At 34.7% G+C, this 25,008-nt stretch carries 25 protein-coding genes and 1 riboswitch; of the genes, 20 read left to right on the top strand and 5 right to left on the bottom strand.

Annotated elements, in window-relative coordinates; translation table 11 throughout:
• Positions 1-572 precede the first annotated feature (572 nt).
• Positions 573-1,037 carry a VanZ family protein gene (locus ACZ11_RS08715; protein ID WP_049665352.1) on the top strand — a complete coding sequence of 155 codons (465 nt, stop codon included), beginning with the start codon at positions 573-575 and terminating at the stop codon, positions 1,035-1,037.
• Between the two features lie 393 nt (positions 1,038-1,430).
• Positions 1,431-2,210, top strand: coding sequence for an alpha/beta fold hydrolase (locus tag ACZ11_RS08710; protein WP_049665350.1), 780 nt, complete (start codon positions 1,431-1,433; stop codon positions 2,208-2,210).
• A gap of 222 nt (positions 2,211-2,432) precedes the next feature.
• On the opposite strand, the gene ACZ11_RS08705 is transcribed toward ACZ11_RS08710, so the two are convergent.
• A complete protein-coding gene (locus ACZ11_RS08705) occupies positions 2,433-2,876 on the bottom strand; it encodes a CoxG family protein (protein ID WP_049665349.1) in 444 nt (147 codons plus the stop codon).
• A gap of 356 nt (positions 2,877-3,232) precedes the next feature.
• Here ACZ11_RS08705 and ACZ11_RS08700 point away from each other — a divergent pair, with 356 nt between their 5' ends.
• From ACZ11_RS08700 to ACZ11_RS08650, 11 genes are all read left to right on the top strand, one after another.
• Entirely contained in the window at positions 3,233-4,513 is a 1,281-nt protein-coding gene (locus ACZ11_RS08700; RefSeq protein ID WP_201778520.1) for a histidine--tRNA ligase, read from the top strand.
• 290 nt (positions 4,514-4,803) lie between these two features.
• A complete protein-coding gene (locus tag ACZ11_RS08695) occupies positions 4,804-5,325 on the top strand; it encodes a hypothetical protein (protein WP_236690813.1) in 522 nt (173 codons plus the stop codon).
• Positions 5,326-6,265: 940 nt separating this feature from the next.
• A complete protein-coding gene (metK, locus tag ACZ11_RS08690) occupies positions 6,266-7,441 on the top strand; it encodes a methionine adenosyltransferase (protein ID WP_049665344.1) in 1,176 nt (391 codons plus the stop codon).
• Positions 7,441-8,937, top strand: coding sequence for an aminotransferase class I/II-fold pyridoxal phosphate-dependent enzyme (locus ACZ11_RS08685; protein ID WP_049665342.1), 1,497 nt, complete (start codon positions 7,441-7,443; stop codon positions 8,935-8,937). Before metK ends, ACZ11_RS08685 begins: the two co-directional genes overlap by 1 nt.
• Positions 8,934-9,368: an adenosylmethionine decarboxylase gene (gene speD / locus ACZ11_RS08680; protein ID WP_082172725.1), complete on the top strand. Its 435-nt coding sequence runs from the start codon at positions 8,934-8,936 to the stop codon at positions 9,366-9,368. The genes ACZ11_RS08685 and speD overlap by 4 nt, the downstream gene beginning before the upstream one ends.
• On the top strand, positions 9,368-10,222 hold the full coding sequence (gene speE / locus ACZ11_RS08675; protein WP_049665340.1) for a polyamine aminopropyltransferase: 855 nt from the start codon (positions 9,368-9,370) through the stop codon (positions 10,220-10,222). Before speD ends, speE begins: the two co-directional genes overlap by 1 nt.
• Positions 10,223-10,427: 205 nt before the next feature.
• Positions 10,428-12,302 carry a leucine-rich repeat domain-containing protein gene (locus ACZ11_RS08670; RefSeq protein WP_049665339.1) on the top strand — a complete coding sequence of 625 codons (1,875 nt, stop codon included), beginning with the start codon at positions 10,428-10,430 and terminating at the stop codon, positions 12,300-12,302.
• A 179-nt stretch (positions 12,303-12,481) separates the two neighbouring features.
• Positions 12,482-12,528, top strand: a riboswitch (PreQ1 riboswitch).
• Between the two features lie 262 nt (positions 12,529-12,790).
• On the top strand, positions 12,791-13,450 hold the full coding sequence (gene queC, locus ACZ11_RS08665; RefSeq protein WP_049665337.1) for a 7-cyano-7-deazaguanine synthase QueC: 660 nt from the start codon (positions 12,791-12,793) through the stop codon (positions 13,448-13,450).
• A 1-nt stretch (position 13,451) separates the two neighbouring features.
• Positions 13,452-13,925 carry a 6-carboxytetrahydropterin synthase QueD gene (gene queD, locus ACZ11_RS08660; RefSeq protein WP_049665336.1) on the top strand — a complete coding sequence of 158 codons (474 nt, stop codon included), beginning with the start codon at positions 13,452-13,454 and terminating at the stop codon, positions 13,923-13,925.
• Positions 13,918-14,646, top strand: a complete 729-nt coding sequence (gene queE, locus ACZ11_RS08655; protein ID WP_049665333.1) for a 7-carboxy-7-deazaguanine synthase QueE — start codon at positions 13,918-13,920, stop codon at positions 14,644-14,646. The genes queD and queE overlap by 8 nt, the downstream gene beginning before the upstream one ends.
• 477 nt (positions 14,647-15,123) lie before the next feature.
• Positions 15,124-15,672 (top strand): GNAT family N-acetyltransferase, encoded by a 549-nt coding sequence (locus ACZ11_RS08650; protein ID WP_049665332.1) that lies wholly within the window; start codon positions 15,124-15,126, stop codon positions 15,670-15,672.
• A gap of 185 nt (positions 15,673-15,857) precedes the next feature.
• Here the strand turns inward: ACZ11_RS08650 and ACZ11_RS08645 are convergent, their stop codons facing one another.
• The 3 genes from ACZ11_RS08645 to ACZ11_RS08635 all read right to left on the bottom strand — a co-directional run bounded on the left by ACZ11_RS08645 (position 15,858) and on the right by ACZ11_RS08635 (position 19,183).
• On the bottom strand, positions 15,858-16,712 hold the full coding sequence (locus tag ACZ11_RS08645; RefSeq protein WP_049665331.1) for a transglutaminase family protein: 855 nt from the start codon (positions 16,710-16,712) through the stop codon (positions 15,858-15,860).
• Positions 16,713-16,773: 61 nt separating this feature from the next.
• Entirely contained in the window at positions 16,774-17,739 is a 966-nt protein-coding gene (locus tag ACZ11_RS08640; RefSeq protein ID WP_082172724.1) for an alpha-E domain-containing protein, read from the bottom strand.
• Entirely contained in the window at positions 17,693-19,183 is a 1,491-nt protein-coding gene (locus ACZ11_RS08635; RefSeq protein WP_049665329.1) for a circularly permuted type 2 ATP-grasp protein, read from the bottom strand. The genes ACZ11_RS08640 and ACZ11_RS08635 overlap by 47 nt, the downstream gene beginning before the upstream one ends.
• Positions 19,184-19,360: 177 nt before the next feature.
• Between ACZ11_RS08635 and ACZ11_RS08630 the strand changes: the two genes are divergently transcribed.
• Together ACZ11_RS08630 and ACZ11_RS08625 are read left to right on the top strand one after the other, a co-directional pair.
• A complete protein-coding gene (locus ACZ11_RS08630; protein ID WP_049665328.1) occupies positions 19,361-19,774 on the top strand; it encodes a hypothetical protein in 414 nt (137 codons plus the stop codon).
• 363 nt (positions 19,775-20,137) lie between these two features.
• Positions 20,138-21,115 carry a tyrosine recombinase XerC gene (locus ACZ11_RS08625; protein WP_049665326.1) on the top strand — a complete coding sequence of 326 codons (978 nt, stop codon included), beginning with the start codon at positions 20,138-20,140 and terminating at the stop codon, positions 21,113-21,115.
• Positions 21,116-21,174: 59 nt separating this feature from the next.
• Here ACZ11_RS08625 and ACZ11_RS08620 read toward each other — a convergent pair whose 3' ends face one another.
• A complete protein-coding gene (locus ACZ11_RS08620) occupies positions 21,175-21,402 on the bottom strand; it encodes a type 2 periplasmic-binding domain-containing protein (protein ID WP_049665324.1) in 228 nt (75 codons plus the stop codon).
• 119 nt (positions 21,403-21,521) lie between these two features.
• On the opposite strand from ACZ11_RS08620, the gene ACZ11_RS08615 reads away from it, so the two are divergent.
• From ACZ11_RS08615 to ACZ11_RS08595, 5 genes are all read left to right on the top strand, one after another.
• A complete protein-coding gene (locus tag ACZ11_RS08615) occupies positions 21,522-22,625 on the top strand; it encodes a Gfo/Idh/MocA family protein (protein ID WP_049665323.1) in 1,104 nt (367 codons plus the stop codon).
• A 76-nt stretch (positions 22,626-22,701) separates the two neighbouring features.
• Positions 22,702-23,214, top strand: a complete 513-nt coding sequence (locus tag ACZ11_RS08610; protein WP_049665322.1) for a DinB family protein — start codon at positions 22,702-22,704, stop codon at positions 23,212-23,214.
• A gap of 294 nt (positions 23,215-23,508) precedes the next feature.
• On the top strand, positions 23,509-23,994 hold the full coding sequence (locus ACZ11_RS08605) for a hypothetical protein (RefSeq protein WP_049665320.1): 486 nt from the start codon (positions 23,509-23,511) through the stop codon (positions 23,992-23,994).
• 172 nt (positions 23,995-24,166) lie between these two features.
• On the top strand, positions 24,167-24,316 hold the full coding sequence (locus ACZ11_RS08600) for a hypothetical protein (RefSeq protein ID WP_049665318.1): 150 nt from the start codon (positions 24,167-24,169) through the stop codon (positions 24,314-24,316).
• Between the two features lie 261 nt (positions 24,317-24,577).
• Entirely contained in the window at positions 24,578-24,748 is a 171-nt protein-coding gene (locus ACZ11_RS08595; protein WP_049665316.1) for a BRCT domain-containing protein, read from the top strand.
• The last annotated feature ends 260 nt before the right edge of the window (positions 24,749-25,008 follow it).

Raw genomic sequence — 25,008 nt, 5'->3', positions numbered from 1 at the left:
CTTCTCCCTGCGGTATGGGTATGCTTAATTACAAAAAAAACCTTAAGCGATCCATTCCGATCTGGTCGAATGTGTGATTTTCATTTTTACTGAAGTTGTAACTACCAATGACATCAATATAACGATAACGATAACGATCATTTCATTCGACCTCCTTAAGAATTTTTTGTTTACTTTGTAAGTATACCCATCTTTAAGTTGTTTGTAAACATCTCTTACTAAGTTTTCCTGATTTTGTTAATGATTAGAAAAACTCTTTGCTGCTTTACATTGTTAGTTACCTGATTTTTTCGGAATAGCAAATAGAAGATATAGAAAACTTAAAGCCAAAAACATAATTATTATTAAGACAGGGATTTCAGAAATGGTTTAGAATTATTAAATTTATGGACAATTTAAAGTAAAACCCAAACTAAAACTGGAACTTTATAGAATTTTAATGTCTTGAGGATTTTGGTACTTAAAGTAAAGGGGGCTTTAGTTGAAAACCAATCTTCCACAATCGGCGCTTTGGAAGGTTATACTTCAACTAATGATGTAGTACATAGGCTGAATTGAGGTGGTTTCTAAGTATGAATAACAAAAATTGGAGGATTCTTTTTTCAATATACATATTATTAGTGCTAAAATTTATAGTGATTAAGTTCAATGGAGACATACAAGATGTTATCAATACTATACAATCGAATATGGAGCGTAGGGACCAATGGGGATTAAGTGCAAACTTAGTTCCTTTTAGAACAATCGAAACTTATATAAGTGATTTGAGTTTTAGTATAGCTTTTATGAATATTTTTGGTAATATCATTCCTTTTATACCAATGGGATTTCTAATACCAATGGCTTTTCCCTCTCAAAGAAATATAATCAAAACGATGATTTCTTGCTTTTTACTCATACTCAGTGTAGAAATCCTCCAACTAATCTTGTTTTTAGGCAGTTTTGATATAGATGACATTATTCTAAACCAACTAAGTTGTTTTATAGGATTTATACTTTTTAAAGCGTATAAGAATATCTTTAGAGTAGTTTCTTGAATTTAGTTAATTTTCTTATAAAGTTTTTGATTTTAACTACAGGGGCTTTAGTTGAATAACGATCTTCAACAATCGGGCGCGATTATGTAACAAGAATCAGCGCTCGTTTTCTGGTTTGTTGTTTAACCTTTTGAAGCGAATTCAACTGTTGAATTCGCGTTATTAAAGAGCGAAAATATCAATACTAATATGCTGCTTCAACGAGGAAAGGGGCTTTCCGCCATTGCATTAAAAATCGAAAAATCCCCCTACCATCCTTGGGTGTTTCTTAAGTTTGTATTCATCAGAACTTCGCACTAGCTCAACAAAGTTTAACGCCGATATTAGGCATACACTCTGCCTTAGGTGAATATCTTAATAGGAAATTACTTTTTAATAAATGGGGTGATACACTTGGGATACTTTGTAACTGTCGAACCAGGCGTCAACGTATTTATCGAGGACATCAATCCAAAGGGAAACAAAACGATTCTGTTTATTCATGGGTGGCCGCTAAACCATAACCAGTTCGAATATCAGTTCAATTTCCTTCCAACGCTTGGATATCGTTGTATTGGAATGGACTGGAGGGGATATGGCAAATCGGATAAACCTTTTAGCGGGTATTCTTTCGATAGATTAGCAGATGATGTCCGCATGGTCATCGAGACGTTACAGCTAAGTAACATAACACTGGTAGGACACTCTACAGGAGGTGCAATCTCGATCCGTTACATGGCTCGTTACAAAGGGTATGGGGTATCTAAACTCGTCCTGGTCGACGCTGCCTCTCCATCTAGCGTTCCAAAAGAATTTACAAATAAAATCATCGTGGATACAAATCATGACCGACCGCAAATGCTGCAAGACCAAACGCGAATTTTTTTCTTTCAGTATATTTCCGAACTGAAATCCGATTGGTTCGTTTTAATGGGATTACAAGCGGCGAATTGGGCGACTTCCGCCATTATGGTCACGCTTAGGGATGAAAATGTTTACAACGATCTCGGTCAGATCGATGTACCCACATTAATTATTCACGGAATTCACGATAAAGTCGTTCCGTTTACTCAAGCTGAGGAAACAAATAAGCTGATCAAAAATTCAACGCTAGTTCCGTTCCAATACAGCGGCCATTGCGCTTTTTTAGAGGAGCGCGATAGATTCAACCAATTATTATCTTCTTTTGCATAACGACTCGGAATAGCAACATTGTCGCAAATAATTCGTAAGCGTCAAATAGCCCCCATCTTAAATAGATGAGGGCTAATTTGAGGAGCAGGTGAGATTATTCGGGGCTTTACTTGTATAACATTGAGTTGCATATGCAGCTCTTTTTTACTTATTGAACTCCCATGAAAGAACGTAATAATCTTTCATTTTCTGTGGTGTAGCAATGACTTTATGCAACATTTTTTAATTAAGCTCCTCCAATTTTGTAGAGATCCCAATCGTCATTTCTTCTGTTACTTTAGGAAGATAAGACTTTAATACCTCATTAACCAGCGGTCCCAATGCACCACCAGCATTGATCTCAAGAAAGCCTGTTATCCTCGTTTTATTTTTAGCTATTACTTCTGCCAGGAAATAGCCACCGCCTGAAAGTTCCTCATTTAAACCCTTTAAATTAAAAGTAACCCTTGTCGGTTCAATCCATTCTTCTATAGTGGCCATTAAATTAATCTTTTTCTTTATGAATCCGATGTTACTATAAAATTCCCAAGTGGACTGGCGGTTAGTAATTTTTCGGTGTTGAATATATCCAGGTATAAGTGGAGCCCAGTTATCCATATCCTTAACAAAATCCCAAATCTTATTTATCGGTAACTCCACCTCAACCTGATGCGTTCCGCTTGGCATTGATTTTCCCCCTTTCCATCTCAATAGTAAGTACTTTATATATGTATATGTTACTTCCAACAAAGCGGGATTTGTCCCTCATGCCTGGCTGTATGACAACCAAATTGTATTTTATTAACATATATTGTATTATTAATTCAATTTAAAAGGAGGTGAAAATTATGGTCGTATATTTCCTAATAATTAACAAAACTACACATCATCATATTGATTAGTCTTGCTATCTATATTAATTTTTTAATATTGAATAGGAAGACTTTTTCCCGTTGAATCGTATAATTAAAGCCGTTTTGGAGCTTTAGTGTTATACGGTTTTTTTATTTGCTAAAAACGAGGAGGAAGATATGATGAAAAAGATGGATTACCAAAATGTAAGAGGAACACAAGATTATTTACCTAAACAAGAAGCTATTCGCCGTACAATTCGTAGAACATTAGAAGATACGTTTATTTTATATGGATGCAAAATATTGGAAACTCCAATTCTTAATTATAAAAATTTAATGGCATCTAAATATGCAGGTGGGGCAGAGATTTTACAGGAAATGTATACTCTAACGGATCGTGGGGAACGTGATTTAGCGTTACGTTATGATTTAACAATTCCATTTGCAAAGGTTATTGCTATGAATCCAGAATTATCGATGCCATTTAAACGCTATGAAATTGGTAAAGTATTTCGTGATGGGCCAATTAAGACAGGTCGTTTACGTGAGTTTACTCAATGCGATGTGGATATTGTTGGAGTAAACTCACAAGCTGCTGAAGCAGAGCTTATGATGATGGCAGTTGATGCATTTCGTAAGCTGGACGTAGACATTCTCATTCAGTACAACAATCGAAAGTTACTTTACGGTTTGTTGCAATGTTTTGCTGTACCTGAAGCAAAGAATAGAGTTATATTAGTACTTGATAAAATGGAGAAAATTGATCGAATGACATTAGTGAAGGAGCTAGAAGAGTTAGCTTTAACGAGCGATTCATTAGCTGCAATCGAACAATTTTTAGATACTGAACCAGCACTTGATTATTTCGAGCAATATGCAACGTTGAATAACTTTGTGCAAGAAGGAATTGCAGAGCTGCGTGAGTTAGATTCGTATTTGCAAGCCCTAAATATAATGGACAATTGCATTTTTAATCCATTTTTAGCACGTGGCCTTGAAATTTACACAGGGACTATCTATGAAATTTTTTTAAAGGAAGGTTCCATCAAATCAAGTATTGGCAGTGGTGGTCGTTATGACAATGCAATTGGTGGGTTGATTGGCAGCGATCAAAGCTTCCCGACAGTCGGTATTTCATTTGGTTTAGATGTGATATTTACAGCATTTGAATTGAATGGAAAAGTTGCTGCTGAAAGTGAAATTGATGTTTATATTATTCCTATGGGCGTTGAAAAGGAAGCATTACAGCTGGCCACAACACTTCGTCAACAACGAAAACGTGTGGTCGTTGAACTGAGCGACAAAAAACTACGCAAGGCGATGGACAAGGCAAATCGAGAAAATATACCGAACGTTATTGTTTTAGGTGAGCAAGAAGTTAAGAATAACACATATCAACTGAAGAATATGATGACAGGAATGACTGAAGAAAAAAGTTATAATTTTAGTAAACCATTACTGAAAAGATAAACGGAGGCATAGGTGAAAATGCAATAATCTCCTGATGTTGCAACAAATAGCTTTAATTTCAGCTGTTTTGGAAACAGATAGAATTTATGCACCTTCTTATTGCACAATCGGGCGCGATTGTGGAATAAGCGTCGCTGTTCTTCTTAAACTCCCATGAAAGATATTCTGTGGTGTAGCTCTGGTTTTCCGCTACATGGATGGCTAACGGAGCAGTTTAGTTAAGTAACAGTAGTGAGTTTTTGTTAAAATGATGTTAGTACAGAATTTACAAAAAAACTAAAGGAGGGTTAATGTTGCAAATTAATTTGAACAAATCACTTGCTTGGAAAATGGGGGAGATGATTGAAGCTTGCTTAATAACATATAAGCATTATTTATTATTTTGTGATGAAATTATTGATAAATCTGAAAGTCCTCCTTATTGGATTATAGAACTTTCATTAACAAAATTTCAAAACGATGCAGAAAGAATTGTAAAGGAATTTGCAAATTCGGAACCCTTTGAAAATTTTCCTGAATTAAATGATTTCTATTTGGCTTGTTTATTTTTAAAATATAAACAACGTCAAATATCTTGGGCAAGTTTTCTTTTTAGTGCTGGATGGTATAGTGACGGTTCTCATTGTTCAATCCATTGTGAATTTTTTTATGACCTGTTTAATGCTTATGAAAATTCCAAATACAGTCAAGGTTTAGAAGAAATTCAAGTAATAGATGTTGAAAATCTTCTTAAGATAAATATTAGTGAAGTACAAGTCATTTATAAGATATTTGAATATTACTTTGACAAATATGTTTCTAGTTCACGATGAATACTAAAATTTTGTAAATTTAAAATTCTTATAGGAGCCTCCAATAAGATAGCCAAACCAGAAGCAACAATCTTTGAGAAAACAGCCTTTGTAAAAAACTTCATTTATTATCTTTATCTTAGGCTTTCACTTTAGAATACAACTTTGAATTGATACTACATGTGTTAAATCAGGAGTTTAGATTTACGAAATATAAGATTATGTACCTACATTTCTTTTGATTTAAGTGAAGGTGCTTGCCCACTGGTAACGATCATCCGTAGTGGAAATCAACCTAGCTGTTTAATAAATATGGTTAAAATTAGTTAATCAACACACCTGGTTTGAGATGAAAGAAGCGTCATGGTCTTCATAAAACTGACTGAAAATAATATTCTGAATTATAGAAATTTAAATGATTTCTATAAATAAAAGACTCTAATAATTCCTAAACCTTCTTTGCTAATCTAAATTTTTTTATGTTTACAATATGTTATCTTGACGCATCTATTAACAAAATTAATAGTAGTTCATTCTATTATAATTATAAAATAACCCTGCGTGCATTAATATTCAATTTTATTCATAAATATAGATTGTTTATAAAATGTTAGACTTTGTATTTTTGTGTGTAAAAGGGCAAATGAATTAATTTACATAGCGAGTATTCACAAAAAAATTTAAAAAAATAAATTGACACTCAAATGTTTATGACTTAATATGAGTCTCAGCATAATAATATAGCTCTTATTAATAACCGTTGAGACGAGGGGTCGAAGATACGGTGGCCAAACAATTTAGTTCGTAATGAATTAAATCCAGTGGGCCGAACCTGAGCACAAAATTAACTTTTGTGAACAATAAGAGGAACAGCAGCTGATAGTATTCGAAGCTTTCCTTAAAATTGGGTGAGCTTTTTTTTATGCCCTAAAATCTATTAATTTGTTAGGAGCAGTGAAAATTGTCAGAAAAAGTATTATTCACATCGGAGTCTGTATCGGAAGGACATCCAGATAAAATTGCAGACCAAATCTCAGATGCAGTATTAGACGCAGCATTATTACAAGATCCGCTATCACGTGTGGCATGTGAAGTATTCACAACTACAAACACAGTAATTGTTGGCGGAGAGATCACGACAAAAGCAGAACTAGATATCGAAAAAATTGCCCGTGATACCCTAATCGGCATTGGTTATACAGATGATAAGTTCGGTATTGATGGTCATAACTGCAATGTACAAGTTTTAGTACACACGCAATCTCCTGATATCGCAATGGGGGTTGATTCTTCAAGCGATACAAAAGATGTTGGTGCAGGTGACCAAGGTATTATGTTCGGTTTTGCAACTAATGAAACTGAGAACTATATGCCTTTAGCTATTGAAATGGCGCATATGCTTGTAAAACGTGCAACTGAGCAACGTAAAAATGGTCAATTCAAATGGGCTCGCCCAGATATGAAATCACAAGTAACAATTGATTATACAAATAGTATGCAACCTAAAATTGATACTGTTTTAATGTCAATACAACATGATGATGATTTTGATCGAGTAGAATTCATTGATTACGTTACAGAAAATGTAATTAAAGCTGTTGCGAAGCAATTTGGTATGAATGAAGACTTCCGCATTTTAATTAATCCTACTGGTCGTTTCGTAGTAGGCGGACCACACGGAGATGCAGGTTTAACAGGACGTAAGATTATTGTTGATACTTATGGCGGCGCAGCTCGTCATGGTGGTGGCGCATTCTCTGGTAAAGACTGCACAAAAGTTGACCGTTCAGCGGCTTACGCAGCGCGATACGTTGCAAAAAATATTGTTGCAGCAGGCTGGGCAGATAAATGTGAAATCCAATTATCATATGCAATTGGTGTAAGTGAACCAATTAGTATCGCTTTAGAAACATTTGCTACAGAAAAAGTAGCGAAAGAAGAAATTTTAATAGCGATTCGTCAATTATTCGACTTAACTCCAACTGGCATTATTAACATGCTAAATCTACGTAAACCACAATATCAACAAGTTGCTGCTTATGGTCACTTTGGACGTAGTGATGTAAACGTAACTTGGGAAAAAACAGACAAAGTTTCGGAATTACAGCAACTCCTAGCAGTTGCTATGGGACAATAATGCAATGCGTGCAAAATCGAGTGGCTACAGAGGAATTTTTAGCCACTCAAGACCGCATGCCATTATTTGAAGCTTTGGTCAATTATGCTAAACAAGAAGTTACACCGTTTGATGTACCTGGACATAAAATGGGGCTACAAGAAAACCCATTAAAATGGACGCTTGGAGAAATGGCATTAAGAATGGATGTAAACTCGATGAAGGAACTTGATTTATTAAGTCATCCAGAATCGGTTATTAAAGAAGCTCAGCAATTAGCTGCACAAGCATTTAATGTAGACTACGCTTACTTTTTAGTAAATGGAACTACTGTAGGTATTCTGGCGATGATTTTAGCGACATGTAAACCAGGAGATACAATGATCGTACCTCGTAACTGCCATAAATCAGTTATGAACGGCATTATATTAAGCGGAGCAAAACCAGTATTTATTCAACCTGAAGTTGATCAACATTTTGGTATTGCGCACGGAATTTCAGTTGAAAATGTAAAGTCGGCACTTGCAGAAAATCCACAAGCGAAAGTTTTACTTGTGACGTATCCAACATATTTTGGTTCGATGAATAAACTGCAAGAAATTTGTAAACTCGCACATGATCAAAATGTAACAGTTATTGTTGATGGTGCACACGGAGCACATTTAACATTTTTATCTGATGCTAACGATGCGATTAGTGCTGGTGCAGATGCAGTAACGCTCAGTATGCATAAAACTGGTGGTTCATTAACGCAAAGTTCACTTCTTTTACTGCAAGAAAAACGAATCGATTCGAAGCATTTGCAAAAAGTATTAAATATGCTTCAAACGACGAGTGCTAATTATTTATTAATGAGTTCTTTAGATGTAGCACGAAGGGATTTAGCTGTGTTTGGACAGCAACGGTTTAGCAGTTTAAAGTCAATTGTTGATGCGGCAATTGAAGAAATTGAAAATAATTCGCGCTATGAAGTACTACAAGCTGAATACGTACAACAAAATTTCAATCAAGCCTATGATTGGACGAAACTTGTTATTCGTGTGAACGATCTCGGTTTAACTGGTTTCGAAGTTTACACAATATTGAAACAACAGTATGGAATTCAATTAGAACTTGCTGAAGGATATGTCATAATGGCAGTCATTAGTCAAGTTGATACGAATGAATCAATCGGTAAGTTAGTACATGCGTTAAAAGATATAGAGCTTAATAACGCTAAAAAAGATGCGATACAGTCAGCATATGTGACAGCGAATCAAATAAATAGATTAGCAATGACACCGCAACAGGCATGTAATGCAGAAACAGAAACAATTTTAATTTATGATGCGGTAGGTCGAATTAGTGCAGATACATTAATGATTTATCCACCGGGAATACCACTAGTAATCCCAGGAGAAGTTATTTCAGAGGAATTAGTAGAATTATATAACTTCTATTTTCTTAATTTTGGGAACGTTCTGAACGAAACTAAAGAAGAAAATTATATAACAGTCGTAAGGGAGATAGATAAATGAGCATTGAATTATCAACATTAGGAAGACACGTATTAATCGAATTTTATGGTTGCCCAAGTGAAATTATTGAGCAAAACGCTTTAATAGAGCAGTTTATGAATGAAGCAGCAGACTATTCTGGGGCAACAATTGTAGAATCTTGCTTCCATCATTTCAACCCATATGGTGTTTCGGGTGCAGTAATTATTGCTGAATCACATTTAACGATTCATACTTGGCCAGAATACGGATTTGCTTCTGTAGATGTTTACACTTGTGGCGACTCTGTAAGTCCGTGGAAAGCAGCAGAGTATTTAGAACAAAAACTGCAAGCGAAAAAGACAGAATCATTTGAAGTACCTCGTGGAATGGCAGATAAAATTCGCCAGTTTGCAGAACAAGAAATTGATACAATTCTAGTGAAACAAGAAGTATTAGAGGACGTGATTTAATGAAATGGTATACAGAACAATGGAGCGATCAATGTAAATTTTCAATCGGATACAACGAAGAAATTCATAGTGAACAATCTTCATTCCAAAAAATCGATTTTTATAAAGGTGAAGATTTCGGTACTTTCTTCACTTTAGACGGATTGATGATGGTCAATGAAAAAGACGAGTTCGTTTATCACGATATGATTACGCACCCAGCATTCGCTACCAACCCAGATATAAAAAAAGTATTAATTATTGGTGGTGGTGATGGTGGTACTGCTCGTGAAGTACTACGTTACAAATCAGTAGAAAAAGTAGTTATGGTTGAAATCGATGAGTTAGTATTCCGATTATGCCAAAAATACCTTCCAATTACAGCTGCTGGTGTCGAAGAAGATCCACGTATGGAAATGATTTTCGATGATGGCTTAGCTTATGTGCAAAACGCAGCTGATAATTCATTCGATTTAATATTAGTAGATTCTACTGATCCAATTTCAGTCGGTGAAGGTTTATTTACAACAGCTTTCTATAAAGAATGTTACCGTGTATTAAATGAAAAAGGAATTCTAATTAACCAACACGAATCACCATACTTCACGGAGTATGCAGAAAACATGCGTAAAGCACATAAAAAAATTAAAGGTATTTTCCCAATCGCAAGCGTATATCAATTCCATATGCCAACATATCCATCTGGACACTGGCTATTCGGATTTGCTTCAAAAGCATTACATCCTATTAAAGATATTCAAGTAGAGGCTTGGGACAAATTTGGTCTAAATACGAAATATTACAATACAGATTTACATGTTGGTGCATTCGCACTTCCTACATTTGTGAAAGAGGCACTTGATCGTGATGAATAGGAACTCGCTTTGCAATACAAGTATTCCGTCAGAATAGAAAACAAGTAAAAACTTATTTGAACAAACACAAAAAAGTCGCCACATGGGCGACTTTTTTTGTTGTAGGTCTAAAGGCGGGAGATAATTAGTATTTAATAGAAATATTGACAATTATTTTTCGGACAACTAAGCTTAATAAAAGATAGTGCTGGGAAGGGGATTGCCAGTGGAATTCATTAAATTAAATTGTCCGAATTGTAATGGAAAAATTGATTATAAAGAGGGGCAATCTTTCAAATGTCCTTTTTGTGAAACTGAAATAATGTTGAAAGAGAATAAAGTGTATTATGTTGATCAGACGATTAATAATTATTATGGTCCAACTTCTGCGAATAAAGATACAGGGCCAAAAAAGAATTTAAAAGCACTTATATTGATACCCATTGTCATCCTTTGTGCATTCATTGGCTATTTTCTTTTGAGTGGAAATCAAGCAGAGTTCAGTATCCATAAGGAAATACCAGTTCGGAAAATGCCTGAAAGCGACGTTCTTTTATTCTTTTTAAAAGATATTTTTGATAAAGGTGAAGCAATACCGACTAAGGAAGAGATCGCAAGTATTCGTTATTTGAAGATATACTACTCTGAAGATCAATGGCATTTTGATTATAGTCTAGACGATCCGTTTACAAATAAGGAAGCCGAAATTTCTAAATATATCATTATGGATAAGTTATTAAATACACAAAAAATCGAACAAAAAGATTTTGAAGCCTTTACTGGTCTGACAGTATTGAATTTAATGGGCGATTATGAAATATCACAAAGTGAAAATGTAAGCTTCCAACATTTGAGTGGATTGAAAAGCTATACAGGTAGCTTTAATGAATCATTTAGTAAAATTGCTGAATATTTTAGTGATAAGTCTAATGTTGTAGAGCTCTCTATCCAAATACGTAGTAATGATGAACTTGCTTTATTATTAGAGTTTCCTAATCTTCAATCCCTTGAAATTTCGTATTACACTGAGACAGTTACAGACTTTTCTCTTCTGAATCAACTACCATTAAAATCATTGTCTTTAAGTTCTGCCAATGATTTGAAGTGGTTGTCTTCATTAACTGATTTAGAGTATTTAGCAATAGATATTAGTGAAGCGACAGATTTTAGATCGTTCTATTCACTGAATCAATTACAAGAATTGAAGCTTACATCGGTAAGAAATTTAAAAACGCTTGATTTTATACAAAACATGCCCAACCTGCAATCACTTGATCTTGAAAATATGGATATTACGAATTTAGAACTCCTTAGAAATAAGTCTTCATTGACAAAGCTGCGTTTATCTTCTCTTTATAAATTAGAATTGCTTGATATTGTGAACAGCCTGACTTCACTGACCGATTTATCGATAACTGGTTATAGTGGAAAAGTATCAACGATAGTAGCACCTCATTTAAAAAATGCGGAATTAACAGGTTCTTTCATACCTAAGTTAGAGGCACCAGCTTTAAAATATTTGACTGTTTATATAAGTAGCATGGAGTCGTATTTGAATGGAGCACAATTACTGAAATACCCACAGCTTGAACAACTTACAACAATGGAGTATGGCGATTTTACAGGCATTCGTTCTTTAAATAATCTGCCAAATCTGCAAACAATAAATTTAAATGAAACAACTTTTTATGAAGAAACGAGTGAATTATTCAATTTACAGCATGTAAAAACGTTAAATTGTAATGAGTGTAGGTTTCAAATTAATAGTCAAAATCCGTTTAACAACAACATTCTGGAACATTTGACTTTGAATGATGTATCCTTTCAGATAGGTAATGGTGACTGGGTGTATGAAGTTGATAAGATTATGCCTTACTTTGCTGGATTTTCAGCTCTTCGTTCATTCACTATACAAGATAGTTCACTACAATCGTTAAGTTTTATGGAAAATTGGCAACAAATTGAGGTGCTTCATTTGGAGAATAACGCCATTTCAAATGTAGAGCCTTTAGTGAATTTACCTAATTTAAAAAAGCTATATATTTTAGGAAACCAGGTGCAAAATAAATCTGTTCTAGACAAAGGAATTATGATTTATTGAGGTAATGTGCAATATAAAAGCTCACTCGTTATACTGTTCGAAAAAATATTAGAATCTAAGCTCAGCAATAAAGTGGTTTTTTCCAGAGAAGTATTTATGGCAAGATTTTATAAAAAAATCAGTTTGACGTATTATACTATTTTTTGTATTATAATGAAGAAAAGAATGCCCGGACTAGAACGGGAGAGGTTCATAGCTAATACCCTCTATAAAAAACTATGGAAACATGACAATATGCCATGTCCATATCGGACGTGGCTTTTTTTTATGTTTTTACTTATGTTTTAATAGATTGATTGGTGAGCCTCTCTTGTAAAGTGTTGGGAAACATTTTGCAAGGAGGTTTTTTATGTTTGGCCGAACCTATGAAGAAGGTTGAAGGATTTAATATTATTGGGTAAGCAATGTACACAATATTCGTAAAAAACTAAGAAGAAGCAGTACTTTTTCTTATAGTGCTGTTTTTTGATACAAGGGAGATTTTACACATGAAGCAGGAAAAAGCAATTGTTGTATTTAGTGGAGGTCAGGATAGTACAACTTGTTTGTTCTGGGCAAAAGAACGTTTTGAAGAGGTTGAGGCAGTAACTTTTGATTATGGCCAAAGGCATCGTCTTGAAATTGAATGTGCGAAAGTGATAGCAGGGGAACTCGGTATCAAGCATCACATTCTTGATATGTCACTCCTGAATCAGCTTGCTCCGAATGCATTAACACGACAAGACATAAAGGTAGAAGACGGAGAAAATGGTGAACTTCCATCGACTTTTGTACCTGGCCGAAATCTTCTCTTTTTATCATTTGCGGGTGTTTTAGCGAGCCAAGTAGGAGCTAAGCATATTGTAACTGGCGTTTGTGAAACAGATTTTAGCGGATATCCGGATTGCCGAGATGTTTTTATTAAATCTTTGAATGTAACGTTAAATTTATCGATGGATGATTCATTTGTGATTGATACACCTTTGATGTGGCTGAATAAGGCACAGACATGGGAGCTTGCTGATCAGTTTGGGGCACTTGAATTTGTTCGGGAAAGAACGTTGACTTGCTATAACGGTGTAATAGCAGATGGTTGTGGTGAATGCCCGGCATGTCAACTGCGAAAAAAAGGGCTTGATGAGTATCTGAGTTATAGGAAGGAGTCTTAACATGTCAGATTTTAGAATCGTCGAAAAGCTTCAAAAAATAGATGAAGATATTCAAAGAAATCAATTGAACTATCATTCAAAGCGTGTTCTCGTAAGCAAAGAATTTTCCTTCGATGCGGCACATCATTTACATGATTATGAGGGGAAATGTAAAAACTTGCATGGTCATACGTATCGCGTAGTTTTAGCACTGAGTGGATACACTGATGAACGCGGTTTGATGATTGATTTTGGCGATATAAAAGCAATATGGAAAGAAAAAATAGAGATTCATTTGGATCACCGTTATTTAAATGAAACACTTCCACCAATGAATACGACGGCAGAGAATATTGTTGTTTGGATTTACGAAAAGTTGGCTGCGGCCTTGCTTGATGAACAAAGATATAACGGTGCGCGTGTTGAGCTTATTCGGCTATACGAAACTCCGACTAGCTATGCAGAAGCGAGACGGGAGTGGATGGAAGTTGAGTAAGATACCTGTTATCGAAATTTTTGGACCGACGATTCAAGGTGAGGGAATGGTAGTTGGCCAAAAGACAATGTTTGTGAGAACTGCCGGGTGTGATTATTCCTGTTCTTGGTGTGATTCATCGTTTACGTGGGATGGCAGCGGAAAGCATCTTATTGTCCAAATGACAGCGGAAGAGATTTGGTCTGAGTTGAAACGTCTTGGAGGCAATGGCTTTTCATTTGTCACGATTTCAGGCGGCAATCCTGCACTCATCCGCAATTTGGAAGAGCTCATTGCCATTTTAAAAGAAAATGACATAAAGGTCGGAGTGGAAACACAGGGCAGTAGGTGGCAAAAATGGATGTATGAGATTGATGAGTTGACAATTTCACCAAAGCCACCTAGCTCTGGAATGACAACAGACTATTCGGTGCTCTCTGATATCTTCGAAAAACTTAAAAATCAAAACAGTAATTATCATATATCCCTCAAAATAGTCGTCTTTAATCAAGATGATTACGATTATGCTAAACAAATTCACCATCTGTATCCAAAAATTCCTTTTTATCTCCAAGTCGGTAATGATGATCTGACGACGACAAACAATTCACGATTAATTATAGATTTATTGGATAAATATCATGCGCTGATTGATAGAGTGATTATGGATGAAGAATTAAGAGATGTCAAAGTACTACCACAGTTGCATGCCCTTGTATGGGGGAATAAAAGAGGTGTATAGTGTGGCATTTTAAAAATGTATTAAAGGCAAATTCTAGAAGAGGATTATGACGTCGAATGTAGAAGTGAACTGTCCTGTATCAAATTGTATTTCCCTCACAAATGGCAATATTTTTGAGGCAGAAAAAACAAGTTTGATATGGACTACCACTCAAATTACAAACAAAATACAAAGTTTCTGATTATGATTTCCTTTCCATGTCTGAAGATGCAAATCAATCTTCAGAAACATGCTGTAAAACCTTCATATCGAAAGAAAGAAGATAATAACTTAAATTGTGAACCAATGATGTTTCTTTAAAAGAATATAAGGCGGGGACTTAATTCTACCTGAATAAATGAAAGGGACAATTAATCAATCTAAATAAAATGGACATCTGCTATTTGAATTAGATACTACTTTAATAAGAAGGAGATAATTCCCTTATATCGAATATACTATTTAAGAATAGGAAGTAATCCTAGATGAGGTGTTCGATTGAAGAAAATAAGAACTGAAACAGAAAGATTAGTCATTCGATTTCTTGAAGAGGGAGATTATACTTCTTGGCTTACCCAGTATGAAAATCGTTTACCATCTCAACATAAATACGATGAAGGTAAATTAGATATGAGCATCTGTACGAAAGAATGGTTTCGTGATTTAATTACTAAACATCATCAGATGGCTGAGGATGACAAGGTATATGTATTTGGAGTGTTTAGAAAAGTAGATAATACTCATATTGGTTTTATAGACTTTTCAACAATTATGAGGGAAGAATTTCAATGGGCCAGGTTTGGATATACAATTCATAACCACTTTTGGAGAAAAGGTTATGGGAAAGAGGCTGTAAAGGCTGCCTTTGATCTAGCTTTTGAAAAATTAAATTATCATCGAATAGAAGCTCACATAAACCTTGATAATATAGCATCTATAAAGCTAGCAGAAAGTGTTGGAATGGTTTATGAATGCACGAGGAAAGGATTCATATACGAGAATGACAAATGGACTGATCATCTAGTTTACTTTATAAATGCAAAGTAATTTTATGAAGTAGACAAAAGTATTTCAACGAATGGTTAGGTAATCTACTATTATTTTTTTCACTAATTTAAGATTACGTCATTTAAAAACTATTATTTAAAATCAATAGATCTTAATAAAACCCCTGATTCTTCTGCTTAGCGTAGCAAAATCAGGGGTTTAAATTTAACTATAGCACTTCTTTGTTACAAATGATTCAATGCTTTGACACTCACTTTAACTGATAAATCATGTTTTCCACCTGAATAAACACCTTCAACAGGGCTTATATCGGAATAATCACGGCCAATGCATAAAATAATGTGATTTTCTAATACTTCAACATTATTAGTTGGATCTAGACCAATCCAACCGATCCCTGGTATCATGACTTCTACCCAAGCATGGGTTGCAATATCACCGACCAATGCAGAGTTTTCATCGACATATAAATAGCCGCTCACATAGCGTGCTGGAATTCCTTTAGCTCTTAGCACCGCAAGCATGACATGTGTGAAATCTTGACAAACGCCTCGCTTAAGAGTGAAGGCTTCAGTTGCAGTTGTCGTAACATCGGTTGCACCTGGAACGTATTCAAAAGTCGAGTATATATATTGCATTAAATTTAATGAAAATAGTACAGGATTTTCAGCATGGCCAATTGCATGATAAACTTCCTCTAACTGATTTTCTGTCATATACGTAAAGTGTGTAGACTTTAAATAGGGCAAATAATGTTCATAAAACAGCTGAGAATGAAAAATTGTTTGCATCTCGTGTGAATATTGAATGCGATGAATAAATGGTGCACGTTGAATGCTGACAATAGATGTCGTTTGAATTTCTAGCTCTTGGTGCTGCTCAGGTATATAAAAAGTGCCAACCGTATTGCCCCATATATCTGAATGCTCACGTGTTAAAGATGAAGGTGAAATGGCAATTCGATAGGATAATAAGCGCTGACGCTCATCGCCCCTTGGCTTTAAGCGGATTGTATTTAGGCTTTGATCGACTTCAGACTCATATTGGAAAATATTAGTATGTTGAATTTCGAATTTCATTGTGTCCGCTTCCTTTGGATTACTGACTTGCTTGTTGAAAGGGAGCTGTGGTTGATTCCTTTCAAGGTTGTACGCTGGGTTCATATAAATGATAAATTGTTGCAAATGTATTGCCAAAATCAATACATTGACACAATCTTTCCTCCATTAATAAAATAGTTTCCTCTAAAGTACTATTCCATAAATCTACATTCATCACGGCAAATAATAAGCTTTTTAATGGGGTATGAAGCTCTAAAAACCTTGCTGAAAGAGGATCGTTTTCTAAACAAATAAATGCTTCTTCTAATTTTTCTAAGCAAAATATTACTGAACGAGGGGAATGCTTATCCTGTAATAAATATTGTATAACGCAAAGTAAATTAGTTTGGCGATGCTTTCTCAAATAAGACTCCGTCGCCCCAGATAAATCGAGTAAAAACGATCCGTCAGCTTCTATTAAGGAGATGGCTATTTCCTTATGTTGCTCTAGTATAATTAAAGCCATACGAATCGTCTTTTCTACACGTTCTAACCATTTCCCAACTTGTATGAAATAAAAGGGTAAATCTCGATCCATCGAGCCTTCGATATGTCCTGTAACTGTCAAAGAAGTCTTTCGAACATTTTGTAAAAAAGAGTTAAGAACGATTAGTGGAATTGGTCTTTCACGCTCCATCATTTCTTGCTGTAACGATAAATAAAAGGCATTTTGCAATTCCCAAAGCTCAATCGGGATGCTATCTCGAGTTACACGAGCGTTTTCTCGAACTGCACGTAAAGTAGCATGAAGGGCGTTACAGTTATTTTTAGAAAAGAGTAGATAGTCGATTAGTGGATTGACTCGAATAGACTCATAAAAGGACAAATATTCTTCCTTCGAGGCACAAATATTCAACACCGCTTCCCAATGATCGATGTATTCATTTTCTTTGCCAGATTGCTCCAACATATTCAACAGCTGTACTTGTAATATATGTGCATTTGTTTGTGAGCGTTCACTATATCGTGCCATCCAGTACAATGCATCGGCTACTCGACTTAGCATACTGCAATTCCTCCTTTAATATCCATGTATCTTTAGCTCCTCCACCCTGGGAAGAATTCACAACTAGAGATCCTTCTTTTAATGCTACACGCGATAAACCTCCAGGAAGCACATAAATATCCTCGCCCTTCATCACATAAACACGTAAATCGACATGACAAGGATAAAATCTCCCATCCTGGAAAGCTGGTGCTCTAGACAGGCTAATCGTTGGTTGTGCAATGTATTGATACGGATTTTCTAAAATCTTTTCTTTAAAATTAGCGATTTCTTCATCAGTCGCATGCGGACCAATAAGCATATCGTAGCCACCAGAGGCACTAACATTTTTTATGACAAGCTCTCTCATATGCTTAAGAACCCAATCTCGCTGTATATAATCAGCTAGATGATAGGTCTCCACATTACGTAAAATAGGTTCCTCTTTCAAATAGTAGCGGATCATATCCGGTACATAGGCATACATCGCTTTATCATCAGCAACACCATTACCAACAGCATTTAAAATAGCAATATTTCCAGCCTTATAAGCAGCCATAATATGAGGAACCCCAAGTAAGGAATCTTCACGAAAAACAGCAGGGTCTAAGAAATCATCATCAATTCTGCGATAAATAATATCAATTTGCTCTAGGCCGTAGATTGTCTTCATGTACACTTTTTTATCTCGGACAACTAAATCACGCCCTTCAACAAGCTGAATATTAAGCTGCTGTGCTAAGAATACATGATCGTAATATGCCGAATTATACATGCCTGCTGTTAACAGGACCGCTTTAGGTTCTCTATCTGGTTTCATACAAGGTGGCCGATGTGCAAGAAGTGCTTTCTTCATAAAGGCCATTTGTTTGTCGAGTGACTGGATAGTATGTTTAGAGAAAAATTCAGGATACACTTCCTTCATCACAGATCGATTTTGAAAAACATAGGAAATCCCTGAAGGATTGCGTAAATTATCTTCTAATACGTAGTAAACGCCATTTTCATCACGGATCAAATCTATGCCTGCTAAAAAAATATGATTATCAATAGGTACTTTTACACCAAGCATTTCTTTATAATAATACGGATTGTTTTCAACGAGCCGTTTTGGAATAAGCCCATCCTCAAAAATAGACTGTTCATGGTAGACATCTTGTAAAAAACAATTTAAGGCTTTAACACGCTGCTTCATACCAGCTTCAATTACTTTCCACTGTTCATCTGGAATAATAATAGGTATAAAATCAAAGGGCATTGTCCGCTCTGTTCCACCATGTGCTCCATATACGGTAAATGTAATGCCTTGTTTAAGGAAAGTTGATTGTGCTTGCTGATATTTTTCATCTAATTGTTCCTTAGTGAAAGCATTAAGCTTATGGTGGAAAGACCGATAATGAGGCTTCGGTTGATCACCTTCGAACATCTCATCAAAAAACATACCAGATTCATAGAACTTCATCATATGGATCGCCCTCCGAATTTAAGTAGTAGAGAAAACGTGTTACACTTAGTAAGAATCAATTTCGCCTTGGCGTAATTGTAGTAAATGGTTACCTATTAAAAAGGAACCACATCTGCATTCATCTCATCACTTTTAGAGGAATGCAGATAAATACATATAAAAAAAGGAGCCAATAAAATGACAATCATTAATTTAATGCAAGCTTATGAACTAGACAAGCTTTCAAAATTAGATTTTACAGATGAGGAGATTGTAAGCACATTGCAAACAGGGGATGTATCAGTTTGGCAGGAAAAAGTACCAAACTATGAATTTTCCGAAACAATGGCACTTTACCTAGAAGGGGAGCAATTATTCTTAAACGCTCTGCACGGTAACTACAGTATCAAATATGTAACTTTGCCAGGCATTCAACGCTTATTGTATATTCGTTTCCAATTAGAAGAAGGTAAGGATTATCAATTATTAGAAACAGGAATCCAACATTTAACTTGTGATGAGGAAACTATTACTAAGCTTCAACATATGCTATCAACAAACTGGTCTCTAGCAAAACAAGTAGATGGGACGTATGGTATTTTTGTTAAGTAACGGTGTTCGCTTTGGCATATTTACACCGAAATCGACAAAAATCCAAATAATCCCATGCGCGTTATGAGAAGAATCGACATGTATAGTTACCCATCCTTTCGTTTTTCGAATCGTCTCAGAGCATTTAGTTCACTAGATTTAAATATTCATTTTTTCTTCACTTTATGCCTAAAAAATGAAACTTTCATAAAAACTTTTAAAAAAGGTGATTTTCTTTCTAAAAGGAAATTATCTTTTTTCTCGCTAACAAACAGAACGTTTGTTCCAATTCGTAAAATATAGCACTTTTATCACCATAAAGTTCCCAAATTTATATTTGGGAACGTTTTTTCGTGGTAAAATAGAAGAAATAGAGGTGATTTTATGGAAAAGACTAAGCTTCCTAAAATAATGAGGGATTTCCTCGTCTATTTAACGACGATTAAAGGGAAGTCTCATCGTACAAGAAAAGAATATGAATATGATTTGACATTATTCTTCCGTTTCTACATAGCAATTCAGAATGATCATGATATATCAGATTTAACGAAAATAGATATTTCTACTATTTCAATAGACGAAATTCGTGAGATGACACTAGAGGATCTTTATTTATTTATGGAATATTGCGAGGTGCAGCGTGGGAATTCAGCATCTGCGAGAGCACGTAAAGTAGCAACGTTGAAATCATTTTTTAAATACCTGAAAGGGAAACGACGTCTTCTTGAGGAAAATCCGGCAGATGAATTAGAAACACCAAAAATTGGTCGAAAAAGACCTATCTATATGAACATCGAAGAAGCCACGCAATTTATCGATGGCATCCAGCCAAATCGAGCTTCACCAAGGAATTATTGTATGATGATGTTTTTCTTAAATTTAGGGATTCGTGTTACAGAGCTTTGTCAGCTAAATAAGTCATCTATACAAGGTCGCTACTTAACTGTTGTAGGTAAAGGGAATAAGGAGCGGACCGTTTATTTGAACGATAGCTGTATACAGGCACTTTCAGACTATGACAATAGCGGAAAGACACTATATAAAGGTGAAGGAGAAGAGCCTCTTTTCGTCTCGCAAAAGGGAACACGCTTTACTCGTCAAACCGTTGCAAAAATTGTTAAACAAATTAATCAGCAATCAGGGCTTCAAAAAGAACGACTGACACCACATAAGTTACGTCATACATCCGCAACAATGATGTATAAATCAGGAGCAGATATTCGAAGTCTTCAGCATATACTCGGGCATTCAAGTGTTGCAACCACACAAATTTATACACATATTGAAGATGAAGAGCTGCAACATGTACTCGAGAATAATCCGTTTAATATTGTTCGTAGTAGAGAGCAATTCATTGAATAAAATAGAACAGAAAAAGCCGATTCTCCTTACTTGTAGGAATCGGCTTTTTGGCACTTTTATCAGTTGTTAGCTTCCAGTTCATCAATAGAGTTTGTTAGCTCAATAAACTGTCTTTCACTTGGCGTAAATTCGTGGTTTAAACGAGTAATTAAATATAAATCAACGAAACTAAATGGTGATGGCACATTTAAGTATTGTTCAATATTGTATCTTCTTGCGATGCGTTTAGAAACTAAAGAAATTCCCATACCCATCATGGCAAATTGTAATAAACTTTCTGGATCCAACTTTCACAGCGGGGGTACTAATCTTCACTAGTCAGGCTTTTACGTGCAGCTCGATTTCACCATAGATACATTTCTGCCCGCTAGATAAAAGTATTTATAATGTTTTGGAGGAATATTTAATGGAAAATAGAATTATAAATGTAGGGATTATTGGTGGATCTTTGAATAATCAATGGGCAAGTCAAACACATATTCCAGCACTAAAAAACAACCCTTATTACAAAATAACAGCAATCGGAACTTCGAATGTGGACACAGCAAAAGAAAGTGCTAAAATCCTGAATGCTCCTCATTCTTTTACAGACTATAAGGAATTAGCTCAAACGAAAGATGTCGACTTAGTTGTTGTGAGCATCAAGGTCCCTCATCATTATGATGCAGTGATGGCTGTATTAGAAGAAAATAAACATATATATTGTGAATGGCCACTAGCTATTAATACGAAGCAAGCAGAAAAAATGGCTCAATTGGCAAACGAAAGAAATATTCATCACGCAATTGGACTTCAGGGAAGACAATCTCCAGAAGTAAATTATTTAAAACAAGCAATTCGGCAAGGGGATATCGGTAATATCATTTCCTGTACTATGCAAGTAGCAACACAAGGAAAAAGGGCAGTAACAGATGAAAAAAGCCGTTATCTTTTAAATGAAGACAATGGCGCAACCCTTCTTTCCATTAACGGCGGGCATTCACTAGATGTTCTCTGCTATATTTTAGGCGATTTTCAAGAGCTATCCGCTACTATGAATGTCCACTATACCGAAGCGTTTGTACAAGAAACAGGCAAGACAACATTAAAAAATACAGCTGATCAAATATTAATACAAGGGACGCTCATTAATGGTACTTCAGCATCTGTACATATCCAAGGCGGAGTTTACCCTGCTTTTCAATTAGAAATTAGGGGAGAAAAGGGGGCATATCGCTTAACACAGAAAAATTCCTATGGCCATGTCCAATTTGGTAACCTTATCATTGAAAAAATGATACACCCTAATAATTTGTTTAATTCAAAAGATGTTTTATATGAAGAAATAAAAATTCCATCAGAACTAAATAATGACGCTAAAAGCTATGTAGATCAAGCTTATACGATGTTGGCAAAAGATATAGTTGAATGCACAAAGCAAATTCCGGATTTTAATGATGCTGTCAAACTTCATCAATTGTTAGATGCCGCTCGAAAATCTGCAAAGACCGGTAAACGAATACTAATATAAACAAATATAGAATACTTCACATTGTATAAAACATATACAGAAAAGGGATTAAAAAACTTAGTGGAGGAGATATCATATGAATCAATTAATTAACGATCATTTATGTGAAACAAGAAATAACTTAATTGAGGAAATTAAATTATTAAGTGATAGTCAATTCAATGCAAAACCTGATGCAAATTCTTGGAGTATAGCTCAGGTTTGCCATCACCTAGCTTTAGTAGAGGAGTCTTCAGTAAAAGCGATTGCATGGGGATTAAAGCAAGAAGACCATAAGCAAACGGAACGTAAAAATGTTCAACTTATTGTAGATAGAACAAAGAAAATTACAGCACCAAAAATTGTCGAACCAGCTGAAGACTATTTTACAGTTCAGCAAATCATTGACTTGCTTGACGATTCGAGAGAAAAACTAACAGCTTTCCTTGATACAATTGAAGATCCATCAATATTAGCAGAAAAATCCTTAAAGCATCCTGCCATTGGAGAATTACCCCTTGATCAATGGGTAGAACAAATATATTTTCATGAACAACGACATATTGGACAAATAAAAGAAATCAAAACATACATCAAAGTTGAGCACTAAAAAACTAAGCTAGAAACGGAATACCAAGAATGGAAAAAACACGATATTACATTAAAAAAATATTAAAAGAGATTCAAAAATCAATCGTATTAGAAATAATATGGAACATTTTAATTTGTATTCCTAGAATGATTATCCGATTATTGAAGAATATATGGTGAAGAGTCCATGTTCTCGTAATAAAAAAAATTGAGATATAGACAAAAAAGAAGGAAAGGACAACGAGCCTTTTCTTCTTTTTTTGTTTATTGTGGTATAATTATCATTATTTACTATTTTTGGATAGGAGAAGTTATGAAGATTTATAAAATAGCATGTATATGTACGTTTATTATACTCTTATCAGGGTGTAATGAATTTTCAACTAAAACAGAAGTACAAGCTTCAAAAGTAACGTCAGAGGTTGTAAAAAGTGAACCAGTTGTCGAAGAAATCACTCAAAAGGAGAAAGATACAGAATCAATAGGAAGTTCTCGCCCCCGTGAGATTGAAGCAGAGATAGCTTCTCCGATAGGCGAAAGTCAAACATATTTTACTTATGAAGGTGATGTTCCGTTTAAAATATCATTATCAAATACTGGTACAGAAAGCTTTTTATACAAAATTCGAAATGTAGATAAAGAAACAAAAGTTGTAAATGGTGTTTTAAAAAGTAACGAAAGTTTTGAAAAGGTTTTTAAAGGATTTCCTAAAGGAGCTTATGTTTTATCTTACGTTGTAGAAGATGAAGAACCTCCTTCAGATATAAAACTAAAAGTAAAAGTAGAGTTACTTTACTAAAGTATTAATTGACGAAAGCTATTGTTTTGATCATTCTTTTTCAAAACAATGGCTTTTGTTATGTTTTTAATCAAACTTTTTTAAAATACTTGACGAAATAAACTAACTGTTATATATTAAATAAAAATAATAACAACTGTTATAAAACAGATTTATTCAAGGAGGAATTCTAATGTCAAAGTATCGTGATGGTTATGAATTTTATTGTGAAATGTGTGAGCGCTATGGTCTTGAGCCAATTTCATTCCGCTATTATTTGCTTCAATTATCACAGCAACAACTTTCAGCTTATAATATGCAAGCAAAACAATTAGGAATTTAGAAGTTTTGTAATTAAAGGATGTGGTTATTACGGAAGCCGACGTGAATATTTTATGAAAAGCCCAGCCATACTAATTTAAATGGACTGGGCTTTCGTATATTTAAAAGAAATATCAGAAAATTTATTGACATCGCAAACTAGCTGTTATATATTATTTATTAAAATATTATTTCTGTTATATAACAAGACGTGTCAATCAATTACCCCAAGAGCAATTAGAATATTATAAAGAAGCTTTATAAATGAAAGGAAGTTATTAGGATGACAGATTATCGGGAAGGCTATGATTTTTATCGACAAGTGTGTGAGAAACACGGTTTAGAGCCTATAAATTTTCATTATTATATTTTAAACTTATCTCAGGAGCAACGTGATGCCTACAATGAACGTGCCAAAACATTGGGAGGTCAAATAGAATATGAAGTGTCTTAGCTTATAAAATGCCTTACTGCCTGCATGTGACAGTAAGGCATTTCTTGTGAATAACATAAATATAGAAGTTTTTCAAGTGTCGTAAAAATACAGAAAATTCTCATTTTATAAAGGCGAATAGGCTAAACATAACATATAAATAGCACTAAGGTAATTAAAGTATTCAAAAAATAGCGTATAAAGTAAGTTAAAAGTCCCTATTATTAGAGGCTGCTTCATTAATAACCATCAAATATAGGTTTGAATGTTTAGATATTTAG

This window comes from Lysinibacillus xylanilyticus, assembly GCF_001183605.1.
Lineage (GTDB): Bacteria > Bacillota > Bacilli > Bacillales_A > Planococcaceae > Lysinibacillus > Lysinibacillus xylanilyticus.
Note: the sequence above shows the minus strand (reverse complement) of the source record. Positions and strands in the feature narration are given on the sequence as shown.

Excerpts from the sequence above, each read along its gene's own strand:
- ACZ11_RS08715 (WP_049665352.1), top strand. The coding sequence starts at position 573 with ATGAATAACAAAAATTGGAGGATTCTTTTTTCAATATACATATTATTA.
- ACZ11_RS08705 (WP_049665349.1), bottom strand. The coding sequence starts at position 2,876 with ATGCCAAGCGGAACGCATCAGGTTGAGGTGGAGTTACCGATAAATAAG.
- ACZ11_RS08700 (WP_201778520.1), top strand. The coding sequence starts at position 3,233 with ATGGATTACCAAAATGTAAGAGGAACACAAGATTATTTACCTAAACAA.
- ACZ11_RS08695 (WP_236690813.1), top strand. The coding sequence starts at position 4,804 with ATGTTGCAAATTAATTTGAACAAATCACTTGCTTGGAAAATGGGGGAG.
- ACZ11_RS08685 (WP_049665342.1), top strand. The coding sequence starts at position 7,441 with ATGCAATGCGTGCAAAATCGAGTGGCTACAGAGGAATTTTTAGCCACT.
- speD (WP_082172725.1), top strand. The coding sequence starts at position 8,934 with ATGAGCATTGAATTATCAACATTAGGAAGACACGTATTAATCGAATTT.
- speE (WP_049665340.1), top strand. The coding sequence starts at position 9,368 with ATGAAATGGTATACAGAACAATGGAGCGATCAATGTAAATTTTCAATC.
- queC (WP_049665337.1), top strand. The coding sequence starts at position 12,791 with ATGAAGCAGGAAAAAGCAATTGTTGTATTTAGTGGAGGTCAGGATAGT.
- queD (WP_049665336.1), top strand. The coding sequence starts at position 13,452 with ATGTCAGATTTTAGAATCGTCGAAAAGCTTCAAAAAATAGATGAAGAT.
- ACZ11_RS08645 (WP_049665331.1), bottom strand. The coding sequence starts at position 16,712 with ATGAAATTCGAAATTCAACATACTAATATTTTCCAATATGAGTCTGAA.
- ACZ11_RS08640 (WP_082172724.1), bottom strand. The coding sequence starts at position 17,739 with ATGCTAAGTCGAGTAGCCGATGCATTGTACTGGATGGCACGATATAGT.
- ACZ11_RS08635 (WP_049665329.1), bottom strand. The coding sequence starts at position 19,183 with ATGATGAAGTTCTATGAATCTGGTATGTTTTTTGATGAGATGTTCGAA.
- ACZ11_RS08630 (WP_049665328.1), top strand. The coding sequence starts at position 19,361 with ATGACAATCATTAATTTAATGCAAGCTTATGAACTAGACAAGCTTTCA.
- ACZ11_RS08625 (WP_049665326.1), top strand. The coding sequence starts at position 20,138 with ATGGAAAAGACTAAGCTTCCTAAAATAATGAGGGATTTCCTCGTCTAT.
- ACZ11_RS08615 (WP_049665323.1), top strand. The coding sequence starts at position 21,522 with ATGGAAAATAGAATTATAAATGTAGGGATTATTGGTGGATCTTTGAAT.
- ACZ11_RS08610 (WP_049665322.1), top strand. The coding sequence starts at position 22,702 with ATGAATCAATTAATTAACGATCATTTATGTGAAACAAGAAATAACTTA.
- ACZ11_RS08605 (WP_049665320.1), top strand. The coding sequence starts at position 23,509 with ATGAAGATTTATAAAATAGCATGTATATGTACGTTTATTATACTCTTA.
- ACZ11_RS08600 (WP_049665318.1), top strand. The coding sequence starts at position 24,167 with ATGTCAAAGTATCGTGATGGTTATGAATTTTATTGTGAAATGTGTGAG.
- ACZ11_RS08595 (WP_049665316.1), top strand. The coding sequence starts at position 24,578 with ATGACAGATTATCGGGAAGGCTATGATTTTTATCGACAAGTGTGTGAG.